Origin of the sequence: Domibacillus tundrae, assembly GCF_000970675.1 — a bacterium.
Classification (GTDB): Bacteria; Bacillota; Bacilli; order Bacillales; family Domibacillaceae; genus Domibacillus; species Domibacillus tundrae.
Window position 1 is genome coordinate 78,860 of the sequence record NZ_LAJA01000004.1, and the last position, 15,915, is coordinate 94,774.

Sequence of the window (15,915 nt, forward strand, 5' to 3'; positions counted from 1 at the left end):
ATTATAAAGGAGGAATTACAAATGGCATTATCACAAGAACGCAAGAACGAACTAATTCAGGAGTACAGAACACACGAAAGCGACACTGGGTCTCCAGAAGTGCAAATCGCTGTATTGACTGAACAAATCAACACGTTGAATGACCACTTACGTACGCATAAAAAAGACCACCATTCACGTCGCGGTCTATTGAAAATGGTCGGCCGCCGCCGTAACTTGCTTTCATACCTTCGTAACAAGGATGTAGCTCGTTACCGCGAGTTGATCCAAAAACTCGGTTTGCGCCGATAATTCACGATAAAGCGGGATTTTTCCCGCTTTTTTGTTAGGGAAAAAACGTTTTTTAAATAACTTTTGAAATAAAGAGAGGTGCAACCAAATGGAGCAGGGAAAACAAACATTTTCCATCGACTGGGCAGGGCGCGAACTGACTGTTGAAGTTGGGCAAATCGCGAAGCAGGCCAATGGTTCAGCGCTTATTCGCTATGGCGAGACCGTTGTATTAAGTGCTGCAACAGCTTCAAAAGAACCAAAAGCAGTGGATTTCTTTCCATTAACGGTAAACTATGAAGAGCGTCTTTACGCTGCCGGTAAAATTCCAGGCGGATTTATTAAACGGGAAGGACGCCCAAGTGAAAAAGCGACGCTGGCAAGCCGGTTAATTGACCGTCCAATCCGTCCCCTTTTTCCAGATGGTTTCCGCAACGAAATTCAAGTGATCAGCATGGTCATGAGTGTAGATCAAAACTGTTCATCAGAAATGGCGGCGATGTTTGGTTCTTCATTGGCTTTGTCTGTATCAGACATCCCATTTGACGGTCCAATTGCAGGTGTAAACGTCGGCCGCATTAACGGTGAATTTATTATTAACCCGAATGTAGAACAACTGGAAAAAAGTGATATTGATCTAACGGTTGCCGGTACAAAAGAAGCAATCAATATGGTTGAAGCCGGAGCAGATGAAGTGCCGGAAGACATCATGCTTGAAGCGATTATGTTCGGACACGAAGAGATCAAGCGGTTAATCGCGTTCCAGGAAGAAATTGTCGCAGCGTTTGGAAAAGAAAAACGTGAAGTGACTCTTTATGAGAATGACAAGGTACTTGAAGCGAAAATTCGCTCTATGTGCGAGGCAGATATGAAACAAGCGATTCAAACCGCTGAAAAACATGCACGTGAAGAAGCGATTACAGAAGTGAAAAAAGCGGTGAAGGATGCACTTGAGTCAGAAGGCGAAAGTGAATCAATCGGAGAAGCGTCTGCTATTCTTGAAAAAATCGTCAAAGAAGAGGTCCGCCGGTTAATTACCGTTGAAAAAATTCGTCCGGACGGCCGGAAAATTGATGAAATTCGTCCACTTGCGTCTGAAACAACACTGCTTCCGCGCACGCACGGATCAGCTATGTTTACACGCGGGCAGACACAAGTGCTCAGCATCGCAACACTGGGTGCATTAGGGGACGTTCAAATTTTGGACGGTCTAGGAACAGAAGAATCAAAACGGTTTATGCATCATTATAATTTCCCTTCATTCAGTGTGGGAGAAACACGTCCTCTTCGCGCACCAGGCCGCCGTGAAATCGGGCACGGGGCACTAGGGGAACGTGCACTTTATCCAATCATTCCAGATGAAAAAGACTTCCCTTACACGATTCGTCTTGTATCTGAAGTGCTTGAATCAAATGGATCATCGTCACAGGCAAGTATTTGTGCAAGTACAATGGCGATGATGGATGCCGGTGTACCGATTAAAGCACCAGTTGCTGGTATTGCAATGGGTCTTGTTAAATCCGGGGAGCATTATACAGTGCTATCTGATATTCAAGGAATGGAAGATCACCTTGGCGATATGGACTTTAAAGTGGCTGGTACGGCTAAAGGTGTAACCGCCTTGCAAATGGATATTAAAATTGACGGCTTAAGCCGCCAAATTTTAGAAGAAGCCCTGCAGCAGGCGAAAGAAGGCAGAATGCACATTTTAGAGCATATGCTGTCTGTCATTAATACACCGCGCAATGAATTGTCGGCTTACGCGCCGAAAATTATGACAATGACAATTAATCCGGATAAAATCCGTGATGTTATTGGACCGAGCGGCAAACAAATTAATAAAATCATCGAAGAAACGGGCGTTAAAATCGACATTGAACAAGATGGAACGGTCTTTATTTCATCGATTAATCAAGAAGATAACGAACGTGCGAAGAAAATTATTGAAGACATCGTTCGTGAAGTGCAAGTGGGCGAACTTTACATGGGCAAAGTAAAACGAATTGAAAAGTTTGGCGCATTCGTTGAATTGTTCAAAGGAAAAGACGGTCTCGTTCACATTTCTGAACTCTCGGAAGAACGTGTCGGCAAAGTGGAAGATGTATTGAAAATAGGCGACGAATTCCTTGTGAAAGTCATTGCCATTGACAATCAAGGCCGTGTGAACGTATCTAGAAAAGCGGTTTTAAAAGAACAACGTGAAAAAGAAGAAGCGGCTAAACAGCAGCAATAAGATAAGAAAAGCAAAAGGTGCTGTTTATCAGCGACAAGCATAAGATAAGGACTGGCGGGGGCGCTTTTTGCCTCCAGAAGGACTTGGCTTATGATCTCGAGCTGATGGTGCCTGGAGCTGGACACCCTTGAAAATATATACTTTCTTATCTTTCAAAAGCGGAGACTCCATTCAGAGTCACCGCTTTTTTTATTTTATAAGAAAGTATATCTACGTCTAGCTCCAGCATCCTAGCGCCTCGTGTACTTCGCATTCCTCCTGGCGATAAATCAACATCGAATCGCGGGTCCACAGGATGTGGATCACGAAGGCGTTGCGACGATCCGGATGATCTAGTCGGGCGAATGCCACAGGACGTGGCAGCTTTGAAGCGCGGCGGCATGATGCCGCGTTCCTAGCCTTTGATCTTCTTTATCTCGAGCAGAGCGCTCCAGTCCATGCAGCGCTAAACAGGGCGCTTGCGCTTTTGTTCTAGCATTCAAAAGCGAAATGTGGTATTGTTATTCATTGATATTATACCGCTGTCAAGAAGAAACAGAAATTAGGGGGACATGATTACGTTGATAAAACGATTTACATGCAAAAACGGTGTGACCATTGTAACGGAAGAAATGTCGACTGTTCGCTCAGCCGCAATCGGGATCTGGATCGCGACAGGCTCACGCGACGAGTCGCCGGAATTAAATGGTGTGTCACATTTTCTTGAACATATGTTTTTTAAAGGCACGGATACATTAAGCGCGAAAGAAATTGCTGAAAGCTTTGACAGTATTGGCGGGCAAGTAAATGCCTTTACATCAAAAGAATATACATGTTACTATGCAAAAGTGCTTGATAATCATGCAGATCATGCGTTAAATGTGCTTGCGGATATGTTTTTTCATTCGAAATTTGACAGTGAGGAGCTTGAAAAAGAGCGGAATGTCATTTTAGAAGAAATCAAAATGTACGAAGATGCTCCGGATGATATCGTCCACGATTTGCTCAGCAGCGCCGCGTATGGCAGCCATCCGCTCGGATTGCCAATTTTAGGAACAGAAAAGACATTGTCTTCATTTACGCGAGATACGCTTAAAGACTACATGTATAACATGTACACGCCGGATCGGGTCGTTATTTCCATCGCCGGAAATATTACCGAAGATATTGTCAAGAAAGCAGAAGCTTTGTTTGGCGAATATAAAGGCGGCAAAGCAACGATTATGGAATCCGTTTCTGATTTTTACTATGACAAAAAATCACGCTCAAAAGAAACAGAACAAGCGCATTTGTGCCTCGGTTATGAAGGCATTTCTATTGGGGATAAAGACATTTACAATTTAATTGTGATGAACAATATTATTGGCGGAAGCATGTCGAGCCGTCTTTTCCAGGAAGTTCGTGAGGAGCGGGGTCTTGCGTATTCGGTCTATTCCTATCATTCTTCTTACAAAGATACTGGCCTCATTACGTTTTATGGCGGTACAGGTGCTGAACAATTGGATGAATTATACGCGACCATCATTGAATCGATCGATCTTGTGAAGGCGGAAGGTATCACGCAAAAAGAACTTCATAACAGCAAAGAGCAGCTAAAAGGCAGCTTGATGCTCAGCTTAGAGAGTACAAACAGTCGTATGAGCCGCAACGGGAAAAATGAGTTACTCTTAAAGCGCCACCGTACATTGGATGAAGTGGTGTCACTCATTGACAATGTAACAAAAGAACGTGTGGATGAACTGGCAAAAAAATTGTTTGATAAACCGTTCTCGGCATCGCTTATTAGCCCGGACGGCAAGTGGCCAAAAACAGCTGCAATTTGAATCCGCTTTTTAGCGGATTCTTTTTTTTGCCGAAATCAGAACGCACAGCGGATATTGTAATTCATACAATAAAAAGAATAGGCCGCAATTGGAGGAGATGAATGTGAACGCATTGATTTTTGGCGGGGATGCTAGGCAGATTGAAGTGGGCCGCATATTAATGGAGCGCGGCATCCACGTATATATGGCCGGATTTGATCAAGCAGAAAACGAATTGATGGGTGCACAAGTCATCAAAAATGAAGACCTGTCTTATGAATCGATGGATCTGTTTATTTTACCAGTATCTGGTGTGAAAAAAGGTGGAGATGTGGATGCTCCATTCTCGACAAGTCCACTTTTTATGACGAAAGAAATAGCGGAATCATTATCAGAAGATTGTATCATAATTAGTGGAATTGCTACTCCAGCCTTAAAAAACATTGTGCAGCGCGATGTTCTTTACATTTTTGACAGAGAAGATGCAGCGATCTTAAATTCGATCCCGACGGCTGAAGGGGCGCTGATGATTGCGATGCAAAAAACAGATCACACCATCCATGGCGCTAACGTTATGGTCATAGGTTTTGGCCGCGTCGGCACGACAACCGCCCGTTTATTTCATCAAGTCGGTGCCCGCGTTACTACAGCAGTAAGAGAGACGGGCATATTTGCAAGAGCAAAAGAAATGAACATTTACCCTTTTTATATGGCAAGCCTGATAGACGAAATAGAATATGCTGATGTGGTCATCAATACAGTACCAGCTTTGGTCCTGACAGAAGATATTCTGGCTCGAATGAATCCAGCGTCTATTATTATCGATCTTGCCTCTGAGCCGGGTGGAACAGATTTTGAAGCAGCTGAAAAAGCGGGCATTCAAGTGATTCATGCGCTTAGTCTGCCAGGCAAAATAGCGCCAAAAACAGCTGGAGAAATACTGGGGCATGTGCTGATAGATGCTGTGAAAGAATGGAAAAATGAAAGGGGATTGTAAAGCGTGGATCAACTTTTAAAAGGACGGCGGATCGGATTTGGCTTGACGGGCTCACATTGTACATTTGAGGAAATCGTGCCAATCGTGGCGAAATTAAAAGAGTTAGGTGCTGATGTCGTTCCGGTTGCGACATATACGGCCCAAAAAGAAGCGAGCCGGTTTGGATCAGCTGGGGCATGGCTGAATAAAGTAGAAGAAGTGGCGGGCCGGAAAGCTATTTCTACGATTCAAGATGCAGAACCGCTTGGACCCAAAATACCCGTTGATTGCATGGTGATTGCGCCCATGACCGGAAACTCGATCAGTAAATTTGCCAATGCGGCAACAGACTCACCTGTGTTAATGGCTGCGAAAGCAACGCTTCGTAACGGGAGCCCTGTCGTTTTGGCCATTTCAACAAATGATGCACTGGGATTAAACAGCCAAAATGTTGTGAAGCTATTAAATATGAAAAATATTTATTTTGTTCCATTTGGCCAGGATGACCCATATAAAAAACCAAATTCTCTTGTCGCCATCATGGATTTGATTCCTGCAACGGTTTCAAAGGCGCTTTTGCATCAACAAATTCAGCCGCTTTTAAAAGAATATCCCGATATCAATCAATAAATGACTGCTTTTTTTGCCTGCAATTGATTTTCTTCTTTTCAACACACTTTATTGTGTTAAAATAATGCTATTATCAGTATCAAGATACTTTTTTCAACATTCACTTTTATTCAACACTGTATCTGTATACAAAAAGATGAACTTTTTATTCTGGAAGGGGAAGATTTACATGAGTAACAAAGGTTTTCACGTAGCCGTCGTCGGTGCGACGGGAGCGGTCGGACAGCAAATGCTAAAAACATTGGAAGAGCGCAATTTCCCGATTAAGACGTTGACGCTTCTTTCATCCGCCCGTTCAGCGGGAAAAACCGTTTCTTTTAGAGGCGAGGATGTAACAATTCAAGAAGCAAAGCCGGAAAGCTTTGAAGGCATTGACATTGCCTTGTTTTCGGCGGGTGGAAGTGTATCTGAAGCGCTCGCACCAGAAGCGGCGAAACGCGGTGCTGTCGTCATTGATAATACTAGCGCATTCCGTATGCATCCAGATGTGCCACTTGTAGTGCCCGAAGTGAATAAAGAAGATTTGCGCAATCATAACGGCATCATCGCCAATCCAAATTGTTCAACGATTCAAATGCTTGTGGCGCTTGAGCCGATCCGTCAGGCTTACGGCCTGAAAAAAGTAATCGTTTCTACCTACCAGGCAGTATCGGGTGCAGGAGCTAAAGCAGTTGAAGAACTTTACAGACAAACAAAAGCAATTGTAAATAATGAGCCTTTCGAACCGCAAATTTTGCCGGTTGGCAGCGATAAAAAGCATTATCAAATTGCATTTAATGCAATTCCGCAAATTGATAAATTTCAGGACAACGGCTTCACATATGAAGAAATGAAAATGATTAATGAAACGAAAAAAATTATGCATATGGAAGACCTTTCGGTAGCGGCAACGTGTGTTCGTCTGCCAATTGCGACAGGTCATTCTGAATCTCTTTACATTGAAACAGAAAAAGGCGGCTTGACAGCAGCCGACATTCAAGGATTGCTAAAAGATGCACCAGGTGTTGTGCTTCAAGATAATCCATCTGAACAAATTTATCCGATGCCGGCAGATTGCGTCGGCAAAAATGATACATTTGTCGGACGGATCCGTAAAGATCTTGATACAGATAATGGTTTCCATATGTGGGTTGTTTCTGATAATCTGTTAAAGGGAGCAGCTTGGAATTCTGTGCAGATCGCTGAAACGTTAATCGAGATGGGGATTGTCACAGAAAAATAAGCCGGCTGCCACCTCCTAATCGAGAAAGCCAGGTGTAAAGTGTGAACATTATCGTTCAAAAATTCGGCGGCACCTCTGTACGTGATGAACAGTCACGGCTGAGCGCGCTGGTTCATGTACAGCGCGCAGTCCGCGAAGGATATAAAGTCGTTGTTGTGGTCTCTGCAATGGGGCGAAAAGGCGATCCGTATGCGACGGATACGCTTCTTTCGCTTGCCGGAAGCGGAGGCGGCATGCTGACGAAACGAGAAACCGATTTGCTCATGTCAACGGGCGAGCTTATTTCCAGCCTCGTTTTTTCGGCTATGCTGAAAGAAAACGGTTTGTCGTCTGTCGCATTGACAGGCGGTCAAGCCGGTTTTGTCACAGATCATGATCATATGAACGCCAAAATTGTCGAAATAGAACCTGCCAGATTGCTCAAGGAATTTGAAGCCTGTGACGTCGTTGTCGTTGCAGGATTTCAAGGTGCATCTAAAGCAGGCGAGGTGACGACGCTGGGGCGGGGCGGCAGCGATACGTCGGCGGCTGCGCTCGGTGCGGCGCTGCAGGCAGATTTTATCGATATCTTCACAGATGTAAACGGCATTATGACGGCAGATCCGCGGATTGCTCAAAATGCGCGGCCATTATCCGTTGTCACGTATACAGAAGTATGCAATATGGCGTACCAAGGAGCGAAAGTGATTCATCCGCGTGCAGTGGAAATTGCGATGCAGGCGAAAGTGCCGCTGCGCATTCGGTCTACGTATTCAGATGAAACCGGCACGCTTGTAACGTCTTCACCGGATGAAAATCGAGGATCTGATACGCGGGATCGGCTCGTAACGGGCATTGCCCATGTGACCGGCATCACACGTGTGAGAGTGCAGACAGGGGAACAAGCGCATATTTTTCAATTGATGGCGGCGGAAGGGATCAGTGTTGACTTTATTAATATTTCTGAAGATCGTGTTACATACACGATTGCTGATTCCGATGTTCCAAAAGCGAAACAATGTTTAGAAGAAAGCGGTTATACACCGATTATTGACCCGGAGTGTGCAAAGGTATCGGTTGTTGGAGCCGGCATGACGGGTGTGCCAGGAGTTACATCAAAAATTGTTTCGGCGCTGGCCGCCCAGGGAATTAATATTATGCAGTCGGCTGACAGTCATACGACGATCTGGGTTCTTGTGAAAGAAGAACAGATGCCGGCTGCTGTTAATGCACTGCACGATACATTTTTACTTCAATAAATAAACGAATAGGCTGAATAGATTTAGGAAGCCGGAATTAGGAGACGATTGCATATGATTTCTTTCGGCCGGTTATCGACGGCAATGGTGACGCCGTTTGACTCAAAAGGAAACATTGATTTCGACAAAACAACTCAACTGATTGAACATTTAATTCAAAGCGGTACGGACTCGCTCGTCGTAGCAGGCACGACCGGCGAATCACCGACCCTTACAGCTGAAGAAAAAATTGCGCTTTTCCGTCATACTGTAAAAGTGGTAAATGGCCGCATTCCAGTCATTGCCGGCACAGGAAGCAATAACACAAGGGCGTCAATTGAACTGTCCAAAAAAGCGGAGGCAGAAGGCGTAGACGCGATTATGCTTGTTGCCCCGTATTACAATAAGCCGAGCCAGGAAGGGTTATTTCAGCACTTTAAAATCATTGCGGAATCAACAAAACTTCCAGTGATGATTTATAACATTCCAGGCAGGACTTCCGTTTTAATTGATCCAAAAACGACGATCCGCCTGGCGAATGAAGTACCGAATATTATGGCGACGAAAGAAGCAAGCGGCAGTATAGACATCATTACGGAAATCATTGCAAATACCGAAGATGACTTTCTCGTATACAGCGGTGATGATGGCCTGACACTGCCTATTCTTTCCATCGGAGGAACGGGTATTGTTTCAGTGGCGTCTCATGTGGCAGGCAATGAAATGAAAGAAATGGTGAACGCCTTTTTAATTGGCGATGTACAGACGGCTGCATCTATTCATCAACGCCTTCTTCCGCTTTTCCGAGGGCTGTTTGCTGCACCAAACCCGGTGCCGGTTAAAACGGCGCTTCAGATGAAAGGATTGGATGTCGGCGGCGTCCGCTTGCCGCTCATTCCATTAACAGAAGATGAACGGACCATATTGTCTACACTGCTTTAAAAGAAAGCCGGTTTTGCAGACTTACTGCAAAAACCGGCCTTTCTTATTTTGAGACAGTATCCAGCTCCAAGCGCCATCAAGGCCCGCACGATGCGGGTCACAAAAGCGTTGCGACGATGCGGATGATGAATGCCATAGGACGTGGCAGATTTGAAGCGCCGCGGCACAATGACGAGTCTTTAGCTTTTATTCCTTGGCATAAGCCCAGCCCTTCTGGAGGCAAAAAAGCGCCTCCAGAAGGGCTCGTCTTATGCTTGTCGCCGATAAACGGGCGCATTGCGCTTTTCTGAAAGATAGTATTGGCTTTCATTTTCTCCATCGCTTATAATAGACGTAATGTGTGGATCGGGTTTCTTAAATGTTTAGGAGGAAATAATGTGAGCAAGAGAACAAACGAGTTAATTAAAATCATTCCGCTCGGTGGAGTTGGAGAAATCGGGAAAAACATGACAGTAGTGGAAGTGGATCAAGATATTTTCGTGATCGATTCCGGTCTCATGTTTCCTGAGAACGAAATGCTCGGCATTGACATTGTCATTCCGGATATAACGTACTTGGAGGAAAACAAAGAACGGGTAAAAGGTATTTTCCTTACACACGGTCATGAAGACGCACTTGGATCGCTCGGATATGTACTGAAAAAAGTGCAGGCACCTGTGTATGGAACGAAACTGACGCTGGCACTTGCGAAAATGCGCCTGCGTGAAGAAAACGTGAAAGAAGACGTGAAATTTTACAATGTTCACTCAGAGTCAAAACTGCGGTTTGATCATGCGGACGTGACATTTTTCCGGACGACGCACAGCATTCCAGATTCAGTCGGCGTAGCGATTCATACGTCAGAAGGCGCGATTGTGCATACCGGTGAATTTAAATTTGATCAAAGTGCGAAAGGTCATTATGCACCCGACATCAGTAAAATGGCGGCCCTTGGCAAAAATGGCGTCTTCGCATTGCTTTCTGATTCTACAGAAGCAGAGCGTCCGGGTTATACGACGTCAGAAGCGGTCATCGCTTCACAATTGTCTGATGCGTTTCACTCTGCCAATGGGCGGATTATCGTATCGCTGTTTGCGTCCAATTTGATTCGGATGCAGCAAGTATTTGATGCAGCTTATGAAAATGGCCGTAAAGTAGCCGTAAGCGGAAAAAGCATTCAGCGTGTCAATGACATTGCGATCCGCCTTGGCTATTTGCATGTAGAAGAAGATATTTTAATTAATTTAAATGAAATCAGCAAACATGCGGACCATGAAGTCGTTATTTTAGCAACTGGCGTGCAAGGTGAGCCGATCGAAGCGCTTCAAAAAATGGCGAAAGGAACAAACCGCCATGTGAAGATTAAAGAAGGTGATACGGTGCTGATTACAGCGACTCCTTCAGCTGGTTTGGAAATTCTTATGGCGAAAACTGTCAACTTGCTTTACCGTGCCGGTGCGAATGTGTTAACAGGCAGCCGTCGTGTCCACGTTTCGGGACATGGGTCGCAGGAAGACTTGAAATTTATGCTGAACTTAATGAAACCAACTTATTTTATCCCGGTTCAAGGCGAATACCGCATGCTGAAAGCCCATAAAAAGCTTGCCCAAATGACAGGTGTTCCAGAAGAAAACATTTATATTCCGGAAAAAGGCGATGTTATTGAATTTAAAAATGGGCAAATGCGCCCGGCTGGCCGTGTCACAGCGGGTAATGTGCTCATTGATGGAATCGGTGTTGGAGATGTTGGGAATATCGTTCTGCGTGACCGGAAGCTGTTGTCGCAAGATGGGATTTTCACCGTGGTTATCACGTTAAGCAAAAAACAAAAGAAAATTGTAGCAGGACCAGAAATTATTTCACGGGGCTTTGTTTACATGCGAGAGTCGGAAAAACTCATTGACGATTCCGTCAAGCTTGTGGCAAGCATTGTCGAAAAAAATCTGGCGGGTGAAACATTCGAATGGTCAGGTATTAAACAAGATATTCGTGATCAGCTTAATTCGTTTCTGCATGAAAAAACAAAACGCCGTCCGATGATCCTGCCGATCATTATGGAAGTATAAACGCTCGTATGTTCCCATGTGTCGATACATGATATAATGTGAAAGCAGCCAGTACTGGCTGCTTTCAATTGTTTAAAGATCATAAAGGTTAGGGTGAACGACGTGGCACAAAAAAAACGAAAACAACCGGTCCGGCGCCGGACAAATAAAGAAAAAAAACGAATCGACTCGCTGAAAATTCAAGGAGCTGGGGCACTTTTGCTCGCTCTTAGTGCGATCGGTCTTGTCGGTACTGGAGCAGCGGGGGAAATCATAAAAGGAGCGGCTTCTTTTTTCTTTGGCACCCTTTATGTGATTGGTCTGCTCGGACTTGCTGGCATGGCGCTTTATATGATCGTCAAAAGAGAGCAGCCGCCTATTTGGAAACACAAGATAGCCGGACTACTATTTATTATTGCGAGTCTGCTTGTGTTTCTGCATATCCGGTTATTTGTTAATCCGTCAGAAGGAACGAATTACACTGCTGAAACGTGGCTGCTTTATAAAGGAAGCATTTCAGGTATTCAGGATGCAGACGTTGGAGGCGGAATGATTGGCGGGTCGTTGTTTCACTTGTTTTTTTTCCTTTTCGGCCGCCCGGGTACATGGATTTTCATGCTTATGCTGTTTGCTGCAGGCATTGCCCTGATTGGTGGAAAGCCACTTATTGAAAAAGCTGTTCATGCCATGATGTTGTCAGGTGAAAAACTGAACGAATCATGGCAGCAATTAAAAGAACGATGGTCAGAGCGAAAAGAAGAAAAAAAACGAGAGCAGCCTGACAAAGAAAAAACGGCAGCGATGATGGAACCAGCGCCCGATTTTCAAGAAGACGTGATATCACCTGAACCCGTACCTGTCATTTCAAGCTTTGCTGAAAAAGCATATAAAGATGAACCGGCTGCAGCACCGAAAAAAAAGGAAACGGAAGCAGCGAAAGAAACAGAGCCAGCTGTTTTATCCTTTACAGAAGAAGAGAATACAGACTATCAGCTGCCGCCTTCTTCCATTTTACAAAAGCCGCAGCAAGCGGATCAAAGCAATGAAAAAAAACACATTCAAAAAAATGCTCAAAAGCTCGAAAAAACTTTCCAGAGCTTTGGAGTGAAAGCGAAAGTGACACAAATTCACCTTGGACCGGCTGTAACGAAATATGAGGTACTTCCTGATACAGGTGTAAAAGTAAGCAAAATTGTTGGATTGACCGATGACCTCGCGCTGGCATTGGCAGCAAAAGATATTCGTATGGAAGCGCCGATACCGGGAAAATCTGCCATCGGGATTGAAGTGCCGAATGCCGAGGTGGCGATGGTCAGCTTCCGTGAAGTAATTGAAGCAAAACAGAATGAGAAAAAGGAATCGAAGCTGCTGGCAGCGCTCGGGCGTGACATTACCGGCGAAGCAATCTCAGCCGAGCTGAATAAAATGCCGCATTTACTTGTTGCCGGTGCGACCGGAAGCGGAAAAAGTGTGTGTATTAATGGTATTATTACAAGTATTTTAATGCGGGCCAAACCGCATGAAGTCAAAATGATGATGATTGATCCGAAGATGGTGGAGCTAAATGTCTATAACGGTATTCCCCACCTGTTGGCCCCTGTTGTAACCGATCCAAAGAAAGCATCACAGGCATTGAAAAAAGTTGTGGGGGAAATGGAGCGGCGGTATGATTTATTTTCTCATACAGGGACGCGCAACATTGAAGGCTACAATGGACACGTGACAAAACATAATAATGAAACAGGTGAAAAGCAGCCGCATTTGCCGTACATTGTTGTTATTGTGGACGAGCTGGCGGACTTAATGATGGTTGCATCAAGTGACGTGGAAGATTCAATTACACGGCTTGCCCAAATGGCCCGTGCGGCCGGTATCCATTTGATCATTGCGACGCAGCGGCCATCCGTTGATGTCATTACAGGGATCATTAAAGCGAATATTCCGTCGCGTATCGCGTTTTCTGTTTCATCTGCAACAGATTCCCGGACGATTCTTGACATGGGTGGAGCTGAGAAATTGCTTGGCCGTGGAGATATGTTGTTTTATCCTTCGGGGGCTGTAAAACCGGTTCGGGTGCAGGGGGCCTTTTTGTCTGATGAAGAAGTAGAGGACGTCGTTAATTTTGTTATCTCGCAGCAAAAAGCGCAATATCAGGAAGAGATGATTCCGGATGACATTCCAGAAACGACTGGCCAGTCAGAAGATGAACTATATGACGACGCCGTTCAGCTTATTTCAGAAATGCAGACAGCATCCGTATCGATGCTGCAGCGGCGCTTCCGAATTGGCTATAGCCGGGCAGCACGTTTAATCGATGAGATGGAAATGAAAGGTGTGATTGGTCCATATGAAGGTAGCAAGCCACGGACCGTCCTCATTCCAAAACCATCTGATGAGTCAATGTAAAAAGAACAGCTTCGTGCTGTTCTTTTTTTTGGAAATTTTTTTGCAGCTTGTTCATCTATAGGTAAGCGATTTCAACCATTTTATTGTTTTAGTTGTATAATGATACGGAAAGGAGAATATTTAATTAATTGATTGTTTTTTCGATCAAATATTATCTTTTCAATTATTTAAAAAAATGATATGTTAAATGAAATTAGCGTAAATGTTAAACCTCAGAGGTCTGATGTCTCATACGAATGAAATGAAAAGGTGGTGATGAGTCCATGTCCATAAAGCAGGATAACCGACATTTATACCTACAAGTAATTGACCGGCTGAAAAAAGACATCGAAGAAGGAGTCTACAAAGAAAAAGAAAAGCTTCCTTCTGAATTTGAACTCGCAAAACAGCTCGGTGTGAGTCGCGCGACACTTCGAGAAGCGCTCCGTATACTCGAAGAAGAAAATGTGATAATTAGGCGCCACGGTGTCGGCACTTTTGTTCATTCCAAGCCATTATTTATGTCTGGAATTGAACAATTGATCAGTGTCACGGACATGATTGTAAATGCAGGTATGGAACCGGGCACCATCTTTCTTTCGTCCGCTGTGATGCAGGCGACTGAGGAGGATGCACGCCGACTAACGTGTGCGCCGGACGCGGAACTGATGGTCATTGAGCGGGTTCGTACTGCTAACGGAGCACCTGTTGTGTATTGTATTGATAAAATACCAAAAGCGTTATTCCCAGGGCAGTTTGATGCTGGACAGGAGTCGTTGTTCACTTTATTCGATGAACAGGCAGTACACCTCATTTCTCATGCCGTCGCTGATATTAAGCCGTACGGCTGGCATGAAAAAGTGTCACCGATTCTTGAGTGTGAACCCGAAACAGCACTCCTTGCGCTCAAACAGCTTCACTACACGATGGAAGATGTTCCTGTACTATACTCTATGAATTATTTCCGTGCGGACAAGTTCAGTTTTCACGTATTGCGCAGACGTATGTAGGACAAGCATTCACGTTAATTAAACTATTTGTAGGGGGCGTAAATAAATGGAAAAACGTAAATTTGGTTTTGTGATGTCCATGGTTCTGGCAGCAGGCACGATTTTAGGTGCTTGTGGCGGCGGGGCAGAGGAAGAAGCAACTGACAATGGCGGCAGCGGCGAAGAAACGGACAAGTTCACCGTTGCAATGGTAACAGATGTCGGCGGCGTTGACGATAAGTCATTCAACCAATCTGCCTGGGAAGGACTGCAGGCGTTCGGTGAAGAAAATGGGCTCAAAAAAGGAACAGACGGCTACGACTACATTCAATCAAAAAGTGATGCCGATTATAAAACAAACTTAAACACAGCGGTACGAAACGAATTTGATTTAACATATGGAATTGGATACAAGCTAAAACCGGCCATTGAAGAAGTGGCAAAACAACGGACAGAAAGCCAGTTTGCAATCGTCGATGACGTCGTTGAGGGGCTTGATAATGTAACAAGCATTACGTTTAAAGAACATGAAGGCTCATTCCTTGTTGGTGTGGTAGCAGGTCTTCAAACAAAATCAAACAAAATCGGCTTTATCGGCGGGATTGAAAGTGACTTGATCAACAAATTCGCGGGCGGTTTTGAAGCAGGTGTTAAAGCCGTTAATCCAGATGCGGATGTAACAATTGAGTTTGCAGGTGCGTTCGATAAAGCGGACAAAGGCCAGCAAATGGCATCAGCTATGTACTCTTCTGGCATTGATATTATTTATCATGCAGCTGGCGGCACAGGAAATGGTGTATTTGCAGAAGCGAAAAGCTTAAAAGAAACAGCTCCGGAAAAAGAAGTATGGGTTATCGGTGTTGACCGTGACCAGTCAGAAGAAGGAAAAGTAACAGTAAACGGCGAAGAAATGAACGTAACGTTGACATCAATGGTTAAACGTGTTGACCTTGCTGTACAAGATGTTGCGACAAAAGCGATGAACGACGAATTCCCTGGCGGCGAAGTAATTGAGTATGGTCTTGAAGCGGAAGGTGTCAGCATTGCACCAACACAAGATAATTTGTCAGAAGAATCAATTGCAGCAGTTGAAGAATGGACTACAAAAATTAAAAATGGTGAAGTGGAAGTGCCAACTGTACCAGGCAAAAATTAATTAATATAATAGGATGCCGGTTTGCAGGCCGGCATCTGTTTTTAAAAATGACGGGAGTGCAGGGAAACTGTACTGCCTTGATTTTTAAAA

Annotated in this window: 12 protein-coding genes; all 12 read left to right on the top strand. The window is 44.5% G+C overall.

Annotation, left to right across the window (positions count from 1 at the left end):
• Positions 1 to 21 precede the first annotated feature (21 nt).
• The 12 genes from rpsO (at position 22) to VQ00_RS05870 (ending at position 15,825) form a co-directional block, all read left to right on the top strand.
• Positions 22 to 291, top strand: a complete 270-nt coding sequence (gene rpsO, locus VQ00_RS05810) for a 30S ribosomal protein S15 (protein WP_018392393.1) — start codon at positions 22 to 24, stop codon at positions 289 to 291.
• 88 nt (positions 292 to 379) lie between these two features.
• Positions 380 to 2,503 carry a polyribonucleotide nucleotidyltransferase gene (gene pnp / locus VQ00_RS05815; protein ID WP_046179215.1) on the top strand — a complete coding sequence of 708 codons (2,124 nt, stop codon included), beginning with the start codon at positions 380 to 382 and terminating at the stop codon, positions 2,501 to 2,503.
• Positions 2,504 to 3,063: 560 nt separating this feature from the next.
• Positions 3,064 to 4,305: a M16 family metallopeptidase gene (locus VQ00_RS05820; protein ID WP_046179329.1), complete on the top strand. Its 1,242-nt coding sequence runs from the start codon at positions 3,064 to 3,066 to the stop codon at positions 4,303 to 4,305.
• 103 nt (positions 4,306 to 4,408) lie between these two features.
• Positions 4,409 to 5,281, top strand: a complete 873-nt coding sequence (gene dpsA / locus VQ00_RS05825) for a dipicolinate synthase subunit DpsA (protein WP_052728368.1) — start codon at positions 4,409 to 4,411, stop codon at positions 5,279 to 5,281.
• Positions 5,282 to 5,284: 3 nt separating this feature from the next.
• Positions 5,285 to 5,890: a dipicolinate synthase subunit B gene (locus VQ00_RS05830; RefSeq protein ID WP_046179217.1), complete on the top strand. Its 606-nt coding sequence runs from the start codon at positions 5,285 to 5,287 to the stop codon at positions 5,888 to 5,890.
• Between the two features lie 169 nt (positions 5,891 to 6,059).
• Entirely contained in the window at positions 6,060 to 7,112 is a 1,053-nt protein-coding gene (gene asd / locus VQ00_RS05835; protein ID WP_046179218.1) for an aspartate-semialdehyde dehydrogenase, read from the top strand.
• A 41-nt stretch (positions 7,113 to 7,153) separates the two neighbouring features.
• Entirely contained in the window at positions 7,154 to 8,350 is a 1,197-nt protein-coding gene (gene dapG / locus VQ00_RS05840; RefSeq protein WP_046179219.1) for an aspartate kinase, read from the top strand.
• 54 nt (positions 8,351 to 8,404) lie between these two features.
• The gene (gene dapA / locus VQ00_RS05845; RefSeq protein WP_046179220.1) at positions 8,405 to 9,271 is read left to right on the top strand and encodes a 4-hydroxy-tetrahydrodipicolinate synthase; all 867 of its coding nucleotides are present in this window, start codon (positions 8,405 to 8,407) and stop codon (positions 9,269 to 9,271) included.
• A gap of 377 nt (positions 9,272 to 9,648) precedes the next feature.
• Positions 9,649 to 11,316 (top strand): ribonuclease J, encoded by a 1,668-nt coding sequence (locus tag VQ00_RS05855; RefSeq protein ID WP_046179222.1) that lies wholly within the window; start codon positions 9,649 to 9,651, stop codon positions 11,314 to 11,316.
• A gap of 102 nt (positions 11,317 to 11,418) precedes the next feature.
• On the top strand, positions 11,419 to 13,701 hold the full coding sequence (locus VQ00_RS05860; RefSeq protein ID WP_046179223.1) for an FtsK/SpoIIIE family DNA translocase: 2,283 nt from the start codon (positions 11,419 to 11,421) through the stop codon (positions 13,699 to 13,701).
• A 263-nt stretch (positions 13,702 to 13,964) separates the two neighbouring features.
• Positions 13,965 to 14,690, top strand: coding sequence for a GntR family transcriptional regulator (locus VQ00_RS05865; protein WP_046179224.1), 726 nt, complete (start codon positions 13,965 to 13,967; stop codon positions 14,688 to 14,690).
• 46 nt (positions 14,691 to 14,736) lie between these two features.
• On the top strand, positions 14,737 to 15,825 hold the full coding sequence (locus tag VQ00_RS05870; protein ID WP_046179225.1) for a BMP family lipoprotein: 1,089 nt from the start codon (positions 14,737 to 14,739) through the stop codon (positions 15,823 to 15,825).
• The last annotated feature ends 90 nt before the right edge of the window (positions 15,826 to 15,915 follow it).

Coding starts and splice junctions, on each gene's coding strand:
- VQ00_RS05865 (WP_046179224.1), top strand. CDS start 13,965: ATGTCCATAAAGCAGGATAACCGACATTTATACCTACAAGTAATTGAC.
- dapA (WP_046179220.1), top strand. CDS start 8,405: ATGATTTCTTTCGGCCGGTTATCGACGGCAATGGTGACGCCGTTTGAC.
- pnp (WP_046179215.1), top strand. CDS start 380: ATGGAGCAGGGAAAACAAACATTTTCCATCGACTGGGCAGGGCGCGAA.
- rpsO (WP_018392393.1), top strand. CDS start 22: ATGGCATTATCACAAGAACGCAAGAACGAACTAATTCAGGAGTACAGA.
- VQ00_RS05870 (WP_046179225.1), top strand. CDS start 14,737: ATGGAAAAACGTAAATTTGGTTTTGTGATGTCCATGGTTCTGGCAGCA.
- asd (WP_046179218.1), top strand. CDS start 6,060: ATGAGTAACAAAGGTTTTCACGTAGCCGTCGTCGGTGCGACGGGAGCG.